The organism is Microcella flavibacter (genome assembly GCF_012530535.1).
Classification (GTDB): domain Bacteria; phylum Actinomycetota; class Actinomycetes; order Actinomycetales; family Microbacteriaceae; genus Microcella; species Microcella flavibacter.
The window spans coordinates 988,411-1,004,188 of the sequence record NZ_CP051299.1; the positions used below are offsets into that span (position 1 = coordinate 988,411).

At 73.7% G+C, this 15,778-nt stretch carries 15 protein-coding genes and 1 pseudogene; 9 read left to right on the forward strand and 7 right to left on the reverse strand.

The features are described from left to right. Together HGB54_RS04710 and HGB54_RS04715 are read left to right on the forward strand one after the other, a co-directional pair. Positions 1-1,338: a glycosyltransferase 87 family protein gene (locus HGB54_RS04710; RefSeq protein ID WP_168915418.1), complete on the forward strand. Its 1,338-nt coding sequence runs from the start codon at positions 1-3 to the stop codon at positions 1,336-1,338. After that, complete coding sequence (locus HGB54_RS04715; protein ID WP_168915419.1) at positions 1,335-1,652, forward strand: thiamine-binding protein; 318 nt, start codon at positions 1,335-1,337, stop codon at positions 1,650-1,652. Before HGB54_RS04710 ends, HGB54_RS04715 begins: the two co-directional genes overlap by 4 nt. Positions 1,653-1,755: 103 nt before the next feature. Here HGB54_RS04715 and HGB54_RS04720 read toward each other — a convergent pair whose 3' ends face one another. After that, a complete protein-coding gene (locus tag HGB54_RS04720) occupies positions 1,756-2,718 on the reverse strand; it encodes a hypothetical protein (protein WP_168914631.1) in 963 nt (320 codons plus the stop codon). A gap of 89 nt (positions 2,719-2,807) precedes the next feature. After that, positions 2,808-3,815, reverse strand: coding sequence for an aldo/keto reductase (locus HGB54_RS04725; RefSeq protein ID WP_168915420.1), 1,008 nt, complete (start codon positions 3,813-3,815; stop codon positions 2,808-2,810). A 140-nt stretch (positions 3,816-3,955) separates the two neighbouring features. Here HGB54_RS04725 and HGB54_RS04730 point away from each other — a divergent pair, with 140 nt between their 5' ends. Together HGB54_RS04730 and HGB54_RS04735 are read left to right on the forward strand one after the other, a co-directional pair. After that, positions 3,956-4,168, forward strand: a complete 213-nt coding sequence (locus HGB54_RS04730) for a methyltransferase (RefSeq protein WP_168915421.1) — start codon at positions 3,956-3,958, stop codon at positions 4,166-4,168. A 199-nt stretch (positions 4,169-4,367) separates the two neighbouring features. Beyond that, on the forward strand, positions 4,368-4,835 hold the full coding sequence (locus tag HGB54_RS04735; protein WP_168915422.1) for a single-stranded DNA-binding protein: 468 nt from the start codon (positions 4,368-4,370) through the stop codon (positions 4,833-4,835). A gap of 38 nt (positions 4,836-4,873) precedes the next feature. On the opposite strand, the gene HGB54_RS04740 is transcribed toward HGB54_RS04735, so the two are convergent. The 4 genes from HGB54_RS04740 to HGB54_RS04755 are packed head-to-tail and all read right to left on the reverse strand — an operon-like array spanning position 4,874 to position 10,138. Next, a complete protein-coding gene (locus tag HGB54_RS04740) occupies positions 4,874-5,530 on the reverse strand; it encodes a response regulator (protein WP_168915423.1) in 657 nt (218 codons plus the stop codon). 31 nt (positions 5,531-5,561) lie between these two features. Then, positions 5,562-8,297, reverse strand: coding sequence for a hybrid sensor histidine kinase/response regulator (locus HGB54_RS04745; protein WP_168915424.1), 2,736 nt, complete (start codon positions 8,295-8,297; stop codon positions 5,562-5,564). Continuing rightward, positions 8,294-8,704 (reverse strand): response regulator, encoded by a 411-nt coding sequence (locus HGB54_RS04750; protein WP_168915425.1) that lies wholly within the window; start codon positions 8,702-8,704, stop codon positions 8,294-8,296. The genes HGB54_RS04745 and HGB54_RS04750 overlap by 4 nt, the downstream gene beginning before the upstream one ends. A 48-nt stretch (positions 8,705-8,752) precedes the next feature. Then, positions 8,753-10,138, reverse strand: coding sequence for a hypothetical protein (locus tag HGB54_RS04755; protein WP_168915426.1), 1,386 nt, complete (start codon positions 10,136-10,138; stop codon positions 8,753-8,755). A 420-nt stretch (positions 10,139-10,558) separates the two neighbouring features. Here HGB54_RS04755 and ettA point away from each other — a divergent pair, with 420 nt between their 5' ends. The 4 genes and pseudogenes from ettA (at position 10,559) to HGB54_RS12605 (ending at position 14,121) form a co-directional block, all read left to right on the forward strand. Then, complete coding sequence (gene ettA, locus HGB54_RS04760) at positions 10,559-12,241, forward strand: energy-dependent translational throttle protein EttA (RefSeq protein WP_168915427.1); 1,683 nt, start codon at positions 10,559-10,561, stop codon at positions 12,239-12,241. 10 nt (positions 12,242-12,251) lie between these two features. Continuing rightward, positions 12,252-12,713, forward strand: coding sequence for an acyl-CoA thioesterase (locus HGB54_RS04765; RefSeq protein ID WP_168915428.1), 462 nt, complete (start codon positions 12,252-12,254; stop codon positions 12,711-12,713). Positions 12,714-12,965: 252 nt separating this feature from the next. Further along, positions 12,966-13,523: pseudogene (locus HGB54_RS12805) on the forward strand (cytosine permease); the annotation flags it as partial. A gap of 58 nt (positions 13,524-13,581) precedes the next feature. Then, positions 13,582-14,121, forward strand: a complete 540-nt coding sequence (locus HGB54_RS12605; RefSeq protein ID WP_228545958.1) for a cytosine permease — start codon at positions 13,582-13,584, stop codon at positions 14,119-14,121. A gap of 28 nt (positions 14,122-14,149) precedes the next feature. Here HGB54_RS12605 and HGB54_RS04775 read toward each other — a convergent pair whose 3' ends face one another. Next, positions 14,150-15,001, reverse strand: coding sequence for an acyl-CoA thioesterase (locus tag HGB54_RS04775; RefSeq protein WP_168916820.1), 852 nt, complete (start codon positions 14,999-15,001; stop codon positions 14,150-14,152). Between the two features lie 52 nt (positions 15,002-15,053). Here HGB54_RS04775 and HGB54_RS04780 point away from each other — a divergent pair, with 52 nt between their 5' ends. Beyond that, a complete protein-coding gene (locus tag HGB54_RS04780; RefSeq protein WP_168915429.1) occupies positions 15,054-15,731 on the forward strand; it encodes a hypothetical protein in 678 nt (225 codons plus the stop codon). Positions 15,732-15,778: the final 47 nt, after the last annotated feature.

Below are 15,778 nucleotides of genomic sequence, written 5' to 3' on the forward strand. Positions count from 1 at the left end.
GTGACGCGCCCGCTCGCCCTCCTCCGCGAGACCGCCGCTCGCCCGCTCGCCCTCTGGATCGCCTTCGCGCTCGTGCACGCCTGGCTGTGGTTCCTCAACCTCACGGCCCCCGGGTTCCCGCTCGGCGACGTCGACTTCGCCTACCTGCCGTGGGTCGAGCAGGGCCTCATCGGCGGTCGCTGGCTCGGCATCGACGCCGGCTGGGTGTACCCCTACGTCGCGCTCGCGCCCATGCTCGCGGCCTACGTCGGCGGGCCTGCGCTCTACACCGAGGCCTGGCTGGCGCTCGTCACCGCGCTGAACGCCGGGGCGCTGCTGTGCCTCTCGGGCGTCGGCCGCCGGGTGCGCCACGTCCTGCCCGCCTGGTGGTGGATGCTCCTCCTCACCCTCCTCGGCCCGATCGCGCTCGGCCGCATCGACTCGATCACCGCGCCCCTCGCGGTCGCCGCGGTCGCCCTGCTCGCGCGCCGGCCCCGGATCGCCGCGGCGCTGCTCGCCCTCGGCGCGTGGATCAAGATCTGGCCGGGCGCCCTGCTGCTCGCAGCCGCGATCGCGGCCCGGCATCGCGCGGCAGTGATCGGCACCGCGGCGGCCTTCTCGGCACTCGTCGTGGCGCTCGGGCTCGCTCTGGGCGGCACGACGGCCCTGCTCACGCCGATCACCGAGCAGGCCGGTCGCGGCCTGCAGGTCGAGTCGGTCGTCGCGACCGTCTGGCTGTGGGCCGCTGCCGCGGGGGAGTGGGGCGCGCGGGTCTACTACGACGACCCGCTGCTCACTTTCCAGGTGGCGGGCCTCGGCGTCGACGCGGCGGCCGCGGCCATGACCCCGCTGCTCGCCGTGGGCGTCGGCGTGCTCGTGCTGCTCGCCGTCGTCGCCCAGCAGCGCGGCGTCGACGAGCAGCGGCTGCTGCCCGTGCTCGGCATCGCCCTCGTCGCGGCCCTCGTCGTGCTCAACAAGGTCGGGTCGCCCCAGTTCGCGACGTGGCTGGCCGCCCCCATCGTGCTCGGCCTGCTCGCGCAGCGCCGCGGCGGCCCGCACATGGCGGTGCCCGCCTGCCTCGCCCTCGCGATCGCCGCGCTGACGCAGACCCTCTACCCGGTGCTGTACGGCCGGCTGCTCGCGCTCGAGCCCGTCATGCTCGCCGCCATCACCGTGCGGAACCTGCTCTGGGTGGCGCTGCTCGCCTGGGGGGTCGCGGCGCTCGTGCGGCTCGTCCGCGCGTCGCCGGTTCCGACGGCGGAGTCGTCGGCTGGGTCGTGGTCGGAGTCTGCCGTCGACCGCCCGGCGCGGCGTGGCAGGCTGGGTGCTCCGCCACTCGAGCAGGGAGCATCCTCATGATCGTCGCCTTCTCCGTCGCCCCCTCGGGCGGCTCCTCGAGCGATTCGGTGCACGACGCCGTGGCCGCGGCCGTGCGGGTGGTGCGCGAGTCGGGGCTGCCGAACCGCACCTCGTCGATGTTCACCGAGATCGAGGGGGAGTGGGATGAGGTGATGGCGGTCGTGCGCGCCGCGACCGAGGCCGTCGGCGCCTACGGCTCCCGGGTCTCGCTCGTGCTCAAGGCCGACATCCGGCCCGGTCGAGCGGGCGAGCTCGACGGCAAACTGCAGCGGCTCGAGGCGGCGATCGCCGAGCAGGAGCGCTCGGCGGACTAGCGCCGCGAGAGCGAGCGGCTCCGTCGGAGGACGATTCCGGAGGCCGTGCGGGGGCGGTGCCTCGAGTGCGGTGCCTGAGGGGCAACGCCTCGAGGGCGGTGGCTCAGCGCTGGTCGTCGGACTCGAACGGGGCGACGCGGTCGCGCACCTCGCTCGCCGAGACGGGGCGCGGCGCCTCGCCGGCCTCGTCGTCGGACTGCCGCGGCGGGACGACGTAGGCCTGCGTCGGCGTGGCCTCGGCCGGCTCGGTGAGGGCCGGAGCGGAGCCGCCGACGACGACCGGCGTGCTCGCCGAGGGCGGGGTGACCGGGGGCTCGTCGTGGTGGGCGACCGGGGCGGCGGCTGCCGTCGGTGCGGGCGCCGGGGTCGGAGCGGGGGCGGAGGAGGCCGGGCTCGCGGCCGGCACGATCGCGGGCGCGGCGACCGGAGCGGCAGCGGGCGCCGGGGCCGGCGCGGCGGCGGGTGCGGCCTGCTGCGGGGCGGGGCCACCGACGGCGGCGCTCTCGCGCTCGCTCGTGCGCGACGACTCCCAGCGGGCCTGCTCGGCGACGAGGGCCTGCTCGTCGGCGTCGGTCTCGTACTTCCAGCGGTCGATGTCGGCGCCGAAGAGCTTCTTCGCGCTGCGCGGCTTCTCGCTCCAGGCGATGAGGCGGTCGCGGTACTCGGCGAGCGTCTGCTGCGCCTGGAAGGAGAACCCGGCGGAGTTGCGCTTCATGTCGCCCAGCTGGTGGGCCGCCCAGGAGGCGGCGAGCGAGGCGCCGGCGACGGGCAGCAGGCGGATGCGGGTCTCGGCCTCGCCGATGAGGTGGTCGACCTGCACGCGCTCGACGGTGCTGAGCCCGTTCCAGCCGGCGGCCTTGCGCCCGGCGAGCACGAGCGCCTGCACCGCGGCGGTGAGGGCATCGCGGTTGTACTGCGCGATGACGCGCTTCGTCGAGCCGCGGCCGATGGCGCCGCCGATGAGCGCCGCCACGATGATCGCCAGGAAGGGGATGATCGCGCCGAACAGCACGCGCTCGCCCTCGTCGGAAGCCAGCCAGTCGATGATGTCATTCCCCCATTGCATGGCTGCAGGCTAGCGGCAGCCGGGCGACGGGGATGCGCGCCACACGGGCGCGGTGCATCCCCGTCGAGCGGCGCACGCCGGGATCGGCGCTAGCTGCGCGAGCCGGTGCCGTGCACGGCGTGCGGCTCGATCGCCGCGATCTCGTCGGCGGTCAGGGCCTCGCCGCGCAGCGCGTCGAGGCTGTTGTCGAGCTGCGCGACGCTGCTGGCGCCGATGAGCGCGCTCGTCACCTGCTCGTGGCGCAGCACCCAGAGCAGCGCGAGCTGCGCGAGGGACTGGCCGCGCGCCGCGGCGATCTCGTTGAGCGCGCGCGCCCGGCCGAGGTACGTCTCATCGATGTTGTCCTCGCTGATCCAGCGACCCTCCGCCGCGCGCGAGCCGGCGGGCACGCCGTCGAGGTACCGGTCGGTGAGCAGCCCCTGGGCGAGGGGGGAGAAGACGATGCTGCCGATGCCGGTCTCGGTGAGGGCATCCAGCAGGCCCTTCTCGGGCGTGCGCTCGAACATGTTGTACTTCGGCTGGTGGATGAGCAGACGAACGCCCATCTCGCCGAGGATGCGGTGCGCCTCGCGCGTCTCGTCGGGGCCGTAGTTCGAGATGCCGACGTAGAGCGCCTTGCCGCTCTGCACGGCCGTGGCGAGCGCGCCCATGGTCTCCTCGAGCGGGGTCTCGGGGTCGAACCGGTGCGAGTAGAAGATGTCGACGTAGTCGAGCTGCAGCCGCCGCAGGCTCTGGTCGAGCGAGGAGAGCACCGACTTGCGCGACCCCCACTCGCCGTAGGGGCCCTCCCACATGTGGTACCCGGCCTTGCTCGAGATCACGAGCTCGTCGCGGTAGGGCAGCAGATCCTGGTGCAGGATGCGGCCGAAGTTCTCCTCCGCGCTGCCGGCGGGCGGGCCGTAGTTGTTGGCGAGGTCGAAGTGCGTGACGCCGCGGTCGAACGCGCGGCGCAGGATCGCGCGCTGGGTCTCGAGCGGGCGGTCGCCGCCGAAGTTGTTCCAGAGACCGAGCGAGATGCGGGGCAGCTTGAGGCCGCTCGCGCCCACGCGGGCGTACTCGAGCTGGTCGTATCGGGCGGGATCGGCGTCGTAGGGCATGGCTCCAGGCTAGGGGCGTGCGCCGACACCGGCGAGCGCGATCCTGGATGCCCGCCCGCGGGCCCCTCGACACCGCCGCCGCGCGGGCGTAGCGTCGGGCCCGCACCCGCCCTCCGACGGGCGGGGGAAGGAGCTCGACGATGAGCACGTCCACCACCGCGCACCAGACCTGGGTGGCCCTCGGCCCGGCCGGTGCGGCCGGATCCATCCACCGCGACGGCGATCGATTCACCGTGCGCCTGCGCTCCGAGACCGCGGAGCGCGGACCGTTCGACTCGCTCGAGGTGGCGAAGCAGGCGCTGCACGCGGCCCTCGGGCCCGGCGCCGACCGCCCCGAGTTCCACGAGCACTAGCGCCACCGCCGTCGGGCCGGCTCCTCCCCAGGGGGCGCCGGCCCGGGGTCATCCCCCTGCTCGATCGAGGGGCGGCCCCGCGCCGCCGCCGATCCGCATACTCCTGCGCGGGGCGCCGGGCGTGATTCCGGCACGAACCGCACGGCGCCCCTCCCATCCATGAGGGCCCGCACGGGCCCCGACCGCAGGAGGAGACGCCATGTCCGACACCATCACGCTCACCGGCCTCGTCGCCACGAGCCCCCGCCACATCGTCACGACGGAGGGGCTCGCGATCACCTCGTTCCGCCTCGCTTCGAACCAGCGGCGCTTCGACCGGGCCGAGGGCAAGTGGCTCGACGGCGACACCAACTGGTACACCGTCACCGCGTTCCGCCAGCTCGGCACGCACGTCGCCAGCTCGGTGCAGAAGGGCGATCGGGTGCTCGTCACGGGGCGCGTGCGCATCCGCGACTGGACGAGCGACGAGAAGAGCGGCACGAGCATCGAGATCGACGCCGAGGCCATCGGCCACGACCTGACCTGGGGCCGGGCGACCTTCACCCGCAGCGTCATCGGGGCCCGCCGCCCCGCGGACGGCGCGGAGGAGTCGCCGGCGGAGGAGGTCGCGGGGGAGGACGAGGACGCGCCCTTCGCGGCCGCGGGTGCGGGCGCGACGCCCTTCTGATCGGCGACAGGCGGTCGACCCGGGCGACAGCGACCGGGTCAGGCTCCGGCGCGCCGCACGCGGATCCCGCCGCGCTGCCACATCGTGACGGCGGCGACGCGCGGGTTCGCGTTCTCGCCGGTGTCGAGCCCGAGAGCGGTGAACAGCCGGGTGAGCATCGTCTCGACGGCGCGCACGGTCGTGCCGCGGTGCTCGGCGAGCGCGCGCGTGGATGCGCCGGCGGCGAGCATGCGCAGCACCTCCGCCTGCGCGGCGGTGACGGTGGGCACGTCGTCGGCGCTCTCCAGACGCTCGTCCGGCTGGCCGCTGATCGCGCGGTGCACCGCGGCGGCGAGATCCTCGACGCCCGCCAGCTGCGACTTCACGAGGTACACGACGGACGAGGGGATGAGCTGGGGGTTCGGCACCGCGAGCTCGGGGGAGCGGTGGGAGGTCAGCACGACGAGCCCGATCCACGGGTAGTCCTGCGTCACGCGATCCAGCAGATCGGCGCCGGAGGCCTCGGTGCCGAAGTTGAGATCGGTGACGAGGGCGTGCGGGTCGGTGTCGGCGACGAGGTCGAGAGCGGCATCCACGCTCGTCGCGGTCGTGACGGCGAAGCCCTGGGCCTCGAGGCCGCCGGCGACGAGCGAGACGGTGAAGGCGTCGTCGTCGGCGACGACGACGCGCAGGGCCTTGCTCTCCGTGCCCGTCATCGTGAGCTCCCCTCCGGTCGGCTGAGGCTCATCATGACGCCCCCGTCTGAGCGGCGGGGGAGATCGACGGCGCGCCGCCGACCTCGGCCGGGCGCTCCGCTGCAGCACCGGCCCGGCGCGCGCCGTCGAGCGCGGCGCGCAGCACGGTCAGCAGCGACGCCGTCGAGTACGGCTTCGGCAGGAACGCCGCGACGCCCATGCCGGGCACCTGCTCGCCCCCGGAGCGCGAGATGAGCCCGCTCGAGGCCACGACGGGCAGCGCGGGGTGGTGCTCCTCGAGATAGGCCGTGGTGGCGGCGCCGTCCATGACGGGCATCATCATGTCGGTGAGGACGATGTCGATCGCTTCATCGCCGTTCTCGACGAGCGCGATCGCCTCGCGGCCGTCGGCCGCCGCGAGCGCGCGGTAGCCGTGGGCCCGCAGCGTCTGCACCGCCGCCAGCCGGATGCTCGCATCGTCATCGACGACGAGCACGAGCTCGCCCCTCCCGAGCGGCGCCGTCTCGTCCACCGGCTCCGCGGGCGGCGCCTCGCCAGTGGCCTCCTCGGCGAGGGGCAGCACGATGCGGACCCTCGTGCCCCGCCCCGGCTCGCTCGAGACCCGCATCGATCCGCCGTGGCTGCGCACGATCGAGAGCGAGGTGGCCAGACCGAGCCCGGTGCCGCGCCCGAGCGGCTTCGTGGTGAAGAAGGGCTCGAAGATCTTCTCGACGACCTCCTCGGGCATGCCCGAGCCCTCGTCGTCGACGTCGATGGCGATGCGCGCGCCGACGTGGTCGAACGGCCCGGCGTCGGCGGGGGCATCCCGATCGTGCTGCACGTGCGCCCGCACGGAGAGCGTGCCGCCGCCGGGCATCGCGTCCCGCGCGTTCGTGACCAGGTTCGTGAGCACCTGCAGCAGCTGGGTGCTGTCGCCGAGCACGGCGAGATCGGGCTCGACCGCCGCGATCTCGAGCGCCACCGAGTCGGGCAGCAGCTCGCGGGCGCTCGCCCCGAGCTCGGCCAGCAGCGGGGCGAGCCGGATGCGCTCCCGGCGGCCGTCGACGCCGCGGGCGAAGGCGAGCACCTGCGCGACCATGTCGGCGCCGCGGCGGGCCGCGGTCTCCATGGTCGCGAGCAGCTCCCGCCGCGCGTCCTCCTGCTCGCCCTGACCCAGCAGCTGCACCGCCATGAGGATGGGGGTGAGCACGTTGTTGAGGTCGTGCGCGATGCCGCCGGCGAGGGTGCCCAGGCTCTCGAGCCGGCGGGCGCGGATGCGCTCCTGCTCGTCCTGACGCCAGCGCGTGACGTCGGTGCCGAGCGAGAGCACCCCGGTCGGCGCGCCGGCGTCGTCCTGCAGCAGCTGCCACCGGCTGTCCACGATGATCGAGCGCCCGTCGCGCGTGCTCTCGTGCAGCTCGTCGGCCCAGTACCCGGTCGTCAGGGTGGCCTCCATCGCGGCGTCGAACTCCGCCGACCGGTCCTCCACGAGCTCGTGGATGCTGCGGCCGACCGCGTCCGCGGGATCCCACCCGTAGAGCTGCGCCGCGGCGGCGTTGCAGTACTGCACGATGCCGTCGAGCGAGCGCACGATCACGGCGTCTCGCGAGGCGTCGAGCAGGGCGGCCTGCTCGGCGACGCGGCGCTGGGCCGCCTCGGCGGCGCGGCGCATCCGCTCGTCCTCCGTGGCGTCGCGCGCGTACAGCACGAGCCCGCCGCGGGTGGGGTGCAGCGTGCAGTCGAGCCAGATGCCGAGCCGGTCGGAGCGCTCGCGGGCCTGGGTGCGCTCGCCCGCCTCGATCGCGCGATGGAACGCCGCCTCGACCCGGCTGCCGCGCGCCTCGGGGAAGAGCTCCCACAGCGACATCCCGATCAGGCGGTCCGGGGGCATCCCCATCATCGACGCGGCCCGCTGGTTCACGTAGCTGATGCGGGCCTCGGCGTCGAGGAAGGCGAGGCCGTCGCCGAAGGCGTTGAGGGTGTCGTCGAGCCGGCGCTCGAGGGCGGAGCTGCGGGCACGCGCCTCGGCGGCCTCGGTGACGTCCCACAGCGCGCCGCGCGCGCTCACGACGACCCCGCGGTCGTCGATCACCGGCTCGCCGAGCACGCTCAGCGTGAGGGGATGCCCGGCGGCGGTGACCGCGTCGATCTCGATGCGGAAGGGCTCGGCCCGCTCGAACAGCGCGGCGAGGCTCGCGAGCACGCGCTCCCGCTCGTGCGCCGCGTGCACCCGGATGGCCTCCTCGAGCGGCACCGTGCCCGATTCCGGCAGCTCGAGCATGCGGCGCGACTCTGGCGAGAGGCTCAGCCGGGTCGATCCCGCCGGCAGGGCCCACCCGCCGAACCTCCCGAGCCGACCGGCGATCGCGAGCAGGGCGGCCCCCTCCTCCCGGTCGCGCTCGCGGCTCGACGCCGACAGCAGGTCGGTGGTGCAGCAGAGCACGGCGTGGACGGCGCCGTGCTCATCGAGCAGCGGCACGTAGGTGACCTCCCGCTCGAGCGACTTGACCGCGTCGAGGACGGGCGGCATGCGGAACAGCTGGACGGCACCGGCCAGCGCCCCGTCGAGCCGCTCCTGCACGAGGGCCCGGTCCTCGGCGAGCAGCCAGGAGTCGAAGGGCATCCCCACCGCCTCGGCATCCCCGCCGATGAGCGCCACCGCCGCGTCGTTGATCGCCCGGATGCGCCCGTCGACGCCGATGAGGCAGTGCGGTTCGGGATGGCGCGAGAAGAGCAGGGCGAACGCGGCGTCCGCGTCCTCCGCCGATCCCGTCAGGGCGGCGGTCATCCGTGCGAGGCCCCGGTCGTGCGCGGCGGGTCGAGCCCCTCGCGCAGCAGCGCCGTCACGCGACGGCGCAGCTCGTCGAGCTCGATCGGCTTGCGCGCCAGCCCCGCCGCCCGCGACGCGATCTCGGGCGCGGCGCGGTCGTCGCCGCTCAGCAGCAGCACGCGCGGCGCGGGCGTGCGCGCGGCGAGGGCGTCCAGGCTGTCGTGGACGGTGCCGTCGGGCATGTGGATGTCGACGATGGCCAGATGCAGGCGGATGCCCGGCTCGAGCGCCGCGATCTGCGCGACCCCGGCCGCCTCGACGACCTCGTGCCCTTCCGCGACGAGCGCCATGCGCAGCACGGTGCGCACGAGGGCGTCGTCATCAGCGACGAGGATCGCGGCGTCGCGACCCGGCAGGTCGGCCATGGCGTCAGTGTAGGCCTGCACCAGCGCGCCGCGACCCCGGGCGCGACGTCACGAGGAGGAGCTCGATGACGCCGGGCGCGCGATGAGCATCCCCAGGTCGTCGGCGGCGGCGGAGAGGTGCTCGAGCACCTGCTCGGCGATGGCCGCCACGGCGGCCGGCTCGGCGTCCGGCCCGGCGTGGAAGTTGAGCGCCATGACGCAGGCGGCGAGCCGCCCCTGCACCGGCCCGTGCATGATCTGCGTGAGGCGCTCGCGCTCCTGCGCCACGATCGTGCGGTACCGCTCCTCCAGCGCCTCCAGCTCGCGGCTGCGGTACCCGCGCAGCGTCTCGGCGGCGTCGTTGGCGCTCGCGACGGCGATCGCGGCGCGGAACAGCACGTTGCCCCCGCCCAGGCTGAGCGCGAGCAGCGGCGCGAGCTGCAGCCCGCGGGCGGTGATCGCGTCGATGCCGCTCGTGAGCATGACGACGAGGGCGCTCGCGACCGAGAGGATGCCGCCGATGAGCGTCGCCGCCTGCGCGGGCGCCCCGGGGATGGGCCACCGGTCGAGCATCGCGGGCACCGCGCCGAGGACGAGCACCGCCGCGCCCGTCGCCACCAGCAGCTCGAGCGCCGTGGGGGCGCCGTAGGCCATGAGCCCGGGCGGCAGCAGCAGGGCGAGGGTCGAGAACCCGATGAGGAGGGCCGTGGACCAGGTGCGGTCGGGGCGCAGGTCGATGGTGCGGCCGAGGCTCGGCGGTCGGAGGGTCGCGGCCTCATCGTCGTGCGGGACGGTTCCGACGGCGTCGACCACGGTGAGCACGCGGTCGTGCACCTGCGAGATGCGCAGGCTCATCTCGGCGGCGGCCGCGCCCGTCATGCCGTGCCGGGCGGTGGTGAGGGTCGACTGCAGATCCTCGAGGACGGGCACGACCGTCTCGCCGAGCGAGGAGACGAGGTAGGCGCGGGTCGTCTCGCTCGTGCGCAGCTCGCGCTCGCGCAGGGCGCGCAGCCGCTGCTCGATGCCGTCGAGCTCGCCGAGGGTCTCGCGCCGGCGCACGATCACGGCGATCGAGTACACGGTGACCGGAACCCAGGCCGCGCTCGTGAAACTCCAGCTGACGACGCGGAAGAGCAGCTCGGGGTCGCGCCCGCCGAGGGCGACGGCGATGCTCGCCCCCGTGATGCTGCGGCCCAGCGCGGCCGCGAACCAGAGGCCCGCGATGGCCGGCAGGGGGAGGACGGCGCGCCCCTGCCGCAGCAGGGCGCCGCCGCCGAGCACGATGACGCCGTCGACGAGGTGCTGCGCGACCGCCGAGAGCAGCACCCAGGCGGGCACCGGGGCGTCGGGGTCGAGCTCCTGCAGGACGACGAGCATCGTGGCCGCGGGCAGCATGAGCAGCCAGACGAGCGGGTGGGTGGCCCACCGGCCGCCGAGTGCCTCGCGAACGCCCATGCCGCTCCGTACATCGATCGAGGTGCCCGGCCGATCGCACGCCCCGGTCGAGGGCCTCCATGCTCGCACAGCGGGGGGCGCTCGACGGGATGCCCGTCCGGCGGATGCACGGTGGTGCCGCCCGCCCCGATCGGGACGGGCGACCTGCTGTCGCCGCTCCCGGCTCAACCCGAATGAGCCGGGAGCGGCTGACACGTCACCCGGTGGACCCGACCCGACCCGAACGGGGCGGCTCCACCGATTCGACGGCGGTTCCCAGGCCCCCCGGCCCTGCTCCGCGTCGTTGGTACGAGAGTGCCGCACGGCACCCGATGCGGCAAGCGGGCCTGCCGAGCGGCATTCGGTATGCGAACGCGGCGGGCCGGGCATCCCGCGGCCGCCCCGGCTCGGGCCGACCCGCCCGCTCCCTAGACTGGGGGCATGGCCGAATTCATCTACTCCATGGTCCGCGCCCGCAAGGCGGTCGGCGACAAGCTGATCCTCGACGACGTCACCATGTCCTTCCTCCCGGGCGCCAAGATCGGCATGGTCGGCCCGAACGGCGCCGGCAAGTCGACGATCATCAAGATCATGGCCGGGCTCGACACCCCCTCGAACGGCGAGGCGCGGCTGAGCCCCGGCTACACCGTCGGCATCCTCATGCAGGAGCCCGAGCTCGACGAGTCGAAGACGGTGCTGGAGAACGTGCAGGACGGCGTGCGCGCGCTGCACGACAAGCTCGCCCGCTTCAACGAGATCTCGCTCGCGATGGCCGACCCCGATGCCGACTTCGACGCGCTGCTCGCCGAGATGGGCACGCTGCAGGAGGAGATCGACGCCGCGAACGGCTGGGACCTCGACTCGCAGCTGGAGCAGGCGATGGATGCTCTGCGCTGCCCGCCCGGCGACGAGATGATCACCCACCTCTCGGGCGGCGAGAAGCGCCGCGTCGCGCTCTGCAAGCTCCTGCTCGAGAAGCCGGATCTGCTCCTGCTCGACGAGCCCACCAACCACCTCGACGCCGAGAGCGTGCTCTGGCTCGAGCAGCACCTGCAGAAGTACCCCGGCGCCGTCATCGCCATCACGCACGACCGGTACTTCCTCGACCACGTGGCCGAGTGGATCGCCGAGGTCGATCGCGGCCGCCTCTACCCCTACGAGGGCAACTACTCGACCTACCTCGAGAAGAAGGCCGCCCGTCTGGAGGTGCAGGGCAAGAAGGACGCGAAGCTCGCCAAGCGCCTCGCCGGCGAGCTGGAGTGGGTGCGCAGCAACGCGAAGGGCCGCCAGGCCAAGTCGAAGGCGCGCCTCGCCCGCTACGAGGAGATGGCGTCGGAGGCGGAGAAGACGCGCAAGCTCGACTTCGAGGAGATCGTGATCCCCGTCGGCCCGCGCCTCGGCGCGCAGGTCATCGAGGCGACGAAGCTGCACAAGGGCTTCGGCGACCGCGTGCTCATCGACGGGCTGAGCTTCACCCTGCCGCGCAACGGAATCGTCGGCATCATCGGCCCGAACGGCGTCGGCAAGACCACGTTGTTCAAGACGATCGTGGGCCTCGAGCAGCTCGACGCCGGCACGCTGAAGATCGGCGAGACGGTCGATATCTCGTACGTCGACCAGAGCCGCGGCGGCATCGACCCGAACAAGACCCTGTGGGAGGTCGTGAGCGACGGCCTCGACTACATCCAGGTCGGCAAGACCGAGATCCCCTCGCGGGCCTACGTCTCGCAGTTCGGCTTCAAGGGCCCCGACCAGCAGAAGAAGGCCGGGGTGCTCTCGGGCGGTGAGCGCAACCGTCTGAACCTCGCCCTCACCCTCAAGCAGGGCGGCAACCTGCTGCTTCTCGACGAGCCGACGAACGACCTCGACGTCGAGACCCTCGGCAGCCTCGAGAACGCGCTGCTCGAGTACCCGGGCTGCGCCGTGGTCATCACGCACGACCGGTGGTTCCTCGACCGCATCGCGACGCACATCCTCGCCTACGAGGGCACCGACGAGAACCCGAGCTACTGGCACTGGTTCGAGGGCAACTTCGAGTCGTACGAGGCGAACAAGATCGAGCGCCTCGGTGCCGACGCGGCGAAGCCCCACCGCTCGACGTACCGCAAGCTGACGCGCGACTAGGGCGACGGCGATGACGCGCGTGCACGTGCCCGTCGCCCTGCGCTGGAGCGACCTCGACGCCTACGGGCACGTCAACAACGCGCGCATGCTGACGCTGCTCGAGGAGGCGCGCATCGAGGTGTTCTGGCCGGGGCGCAGCGCCCTCGCCGAGCCGCTGCCCGAGCTGCACATGGACGACGGCACGCTGAGCCTCATCGCCCGGCAGGAGGTCGAGTACCTCGCGCCCGTGCCGCATCTGCGCGAGCCGCTCGACGTGCAGCTGTGGCTCGGCAGCATCGGCGGCGCGAGCCTCGAGGTCTGCTACGAGGTGCACGGGCCGATCGGGGCCGAGGAGCGCGTGCTGTACGCGCGCGCCGCGACGACGATCGTGATGGTGGATGCCGCATCCGGCCGTCCCCGCCGCATCAGCGCGCGCGAGCGCGCGCTGTGGCTACCCTTCCACGAGCCGCCGCTCGAATTCCGCCGCCGTTGAGGGCCGGCCGCCCCACTGCCCCGACCCGGATCCGGTGCATGTGAGACACCAAATGTTGCCCTACGGGGTGCAGGCAGTTTAGAGTCGCGTCATTCGTCCGCCTCCCCAGCGAAGGACCGCAATGACCGACAACAGAGTGGTTGTCCTCTCCGACGACACGACCCTCAACGCCGCCCGCGCGCGACGGAGGTCGAGCAGCGCGGCATCGACACCATCCCCGACGCCGACCGCACCTCGACCTGGGTCGACCTCATGCGCATCCAGTTCGGCGGCGCGAACACCTTCGCCACCGTGCTGCTCGGCACGCTGCCGATCGCGCTCGGGCTCTCGTTCTGGCAGGCCGTCGCGGCCGTGCTGCTCGGCGTCGCCGTCGGCATCCTCTTCCTCATGCCGATGGGGCTCTTCGGCCCGCGCACCGGCACGAACAACGCCGTCTCCTCCGGCGCGTTCTTCGGCGTGCGCGGCCGCGTCGTCGGCTCGTTCCTCTCGCTGCTGACGGCCATCGCGTTCTACTCGATCTCGGTCTGGGTCGGCGGCGACGCCCTCGTCGGCGGCATGAGCCGGCTCTTCGGCGTGCCCGACTCGATCGGCCTGCGCACGGTGATCTACGGCCTCATCGGCCTCATCGTGATCGTCGTCGTGGTCTTCGGGTACCAGTTCATGCTGCTCATCAACAAGACCGCGGTGATCGCCAACACGATCCTGTTCCTGCTCGCCATCGTCGCCTTCGCCGGCGTCTTCGACCCGAGCTACGACCCCGGGCCCGAGGCCTACGCGCTCGGCGCGTTCTGGCCGACGTTCATCCTCTCGGCGCTCATCGCCATGTCGAACCCGATCTCGTTCGGCGCCTTCCTCGGCGACTGGTCGCGTGACGGCGACGATCACGATCGGCGTCGCGGCCTTCGCCTTCATCCTGCTCGGGCGGCTCTTCTTCGACCTGCTCGGCGCGGTCAACGCCTTCGTGGGCGCGATCGTCGTCACCACGACGCCGTGGATGGTCATCATGGCGATCGGCTTCATCGTGCGCCGCGGGGCCTTCGACCGCCGCGACCTGCAGGTCTTCAACCGCGGCGAGACCGGCGGACGCTACTGGTTCAGCGCGGGCGTCAACTGGCGCGGCATGGTGGCCTGGATCGCCTCGGCGGCGCTCGGCCTCAGCTTCGCCTACTACCCGCCGGTCATCGTCGGATGGTTCTCGGGCGTCGCCGGCGGCGCCGACATCAGCCTGCTCGTGGCGATCGGCTCGGCAGCCGTGCTGTACCTCGGCGCGCTGTTCCTGTTCCCCGAGCCCCAGCACGTCTTCCCGCCGGAGGGCCCGCGCCTCGTGCCCGAGAAGGCGGCGGCGATGACGCCCGTGGTCGCCGATCCGACGTCGAGCGCCGCGAAGGCGCACGCGCGGCGCGGCTGAGCACCGCCGGGAGGGCGTGGCCGCGCGACTAGTCGTCGAGCGGGACGCGCACCATGCCCTCCTGCGCGACGCTCGCGACGAGCATCCCGTCGCGGGTGAAGATGCGGCCGAGCGAGAGTCCGCGCCCGCCGATGGCGTTGGGCGACTCCTGCACGTAGCAGAGCCAGTCGTCGACGCGGGCGGGGCGGTGCCACCACATGGCGTGGTCGAGGCTCGCCATCTTGAGCCCCGGCGTGATCCAGCTCTTGCCGTGGCGGCGCAGGATCGGCTCGAGGATCGAGTAGTCGCTCGCGTAGGCGAGCGCGGCCCGGTGCAGCGCCGGATCGTCGGGCAGGGCATCCAGCGACCGGAACCAGACCGCCTGGTGGGCCGTGCGCTCCTCGCCGCTGCGGAAGTAGATCGGATCGGGCGCGTGCCGCAGGTCGAACGGCCGCTCGTGCGCCCAGAAGCGGGCCACGGGGTGGTCGATGGGCGCGAGCACCTCGGCGGCGCTCGGCAGGTCCTCGGGCTGGGGGATGCCCGAGGGCATCGTGGCCTGGTGGTCGAGCCCGGGGTCGTCGTCCTGGAACGAGGCGATCATCGACAGGATGGGCACGCCCTTCTGGTACGCCTGCGTGCGCCGGGTGGAGAAGGAGCGGCCGTCGTGGATGCGGTCGACCGAGAAGGTGATCGGCTCGGTGACGTCGCCCGGGCGCAGGAAGTAGCCGTGCATCGAGTGGATCGCGCGCTCGCCCTCGACCGTGCGGGTCGCGGCGAGCACCGACTGCGCCATCACCTGCCCGCCGAAGACGCGGCCCTGGGGCATCCACTGGCTGGGGGCCGTGAAGACGTCCTCGGTGGTGCGGGCGCCGGTGTCGGCGAGGGAGAGGGCCTGCAGCATGCCCGCGACGGGGTCGGGAGTGGTGTCGGTCACGCCGGTAGTCTAGGGAGCGATGCCCTCGACCCTGCTGCTGCCCGACCGCGCCACCGCGCAGGATCTGGCCACCTTCCTCGCCCGCGCCGCCCGCCTCGACCCGGGCGGTGCCGTGCGCCTGCAGGCCGGCGGGGGCGTGCTCGCGGTCTCCGCCGCCGTCGTGCACCCGCAGGGCCTGCTCGACCGCAGCCCGACCGTGCTCGGCCTGCGCAGCCTCGCGCTCGTCGAGGGCGCGGCCGATGCCGTGGTCGCGATCGCCGAGCTCGCCGCGTCGCTGCAGACGGCGATCGGTGCGGGGGATGCCCCGGCCGAGGCCGCCGCGCCCGTCGCGCTGCCCGTGCCCGAGCCGGTCCGCTCCGTCGTCTGGGCCGCGATCACGCCGCCCCGCGCGGGCTGGCAGCGGATGGCCCCGCTCGAGCCCGCGCCCCTCGCCGCCGCCGCGCGCGCCGGCATCGAGGAGGTCGCCGCCGCCGTCCCCGGCGCTCTGGGCGCCGACCTCGTGCACCGCGTCCGCCGCGAGGTGTGGGGGCGCGCCCTGCCCGGCCACGACCACATCCCGGCCGGCGCCGCCTTCGCGCTCGAGAGCCTCGGGTTCCTCGGCGACGACCCCGTGCAGCAGTTCGCCGCGGGCGCCTGGCTGCGGTTCTCCACCCGCCGCGGCCACGTGCTCGTGAAGCAGGCCGCCGGCGCGCTCTGAGTCGAGGCGCCCTCCGATCCGCGGCGGGTCGATCTTGCCCCCGGGTC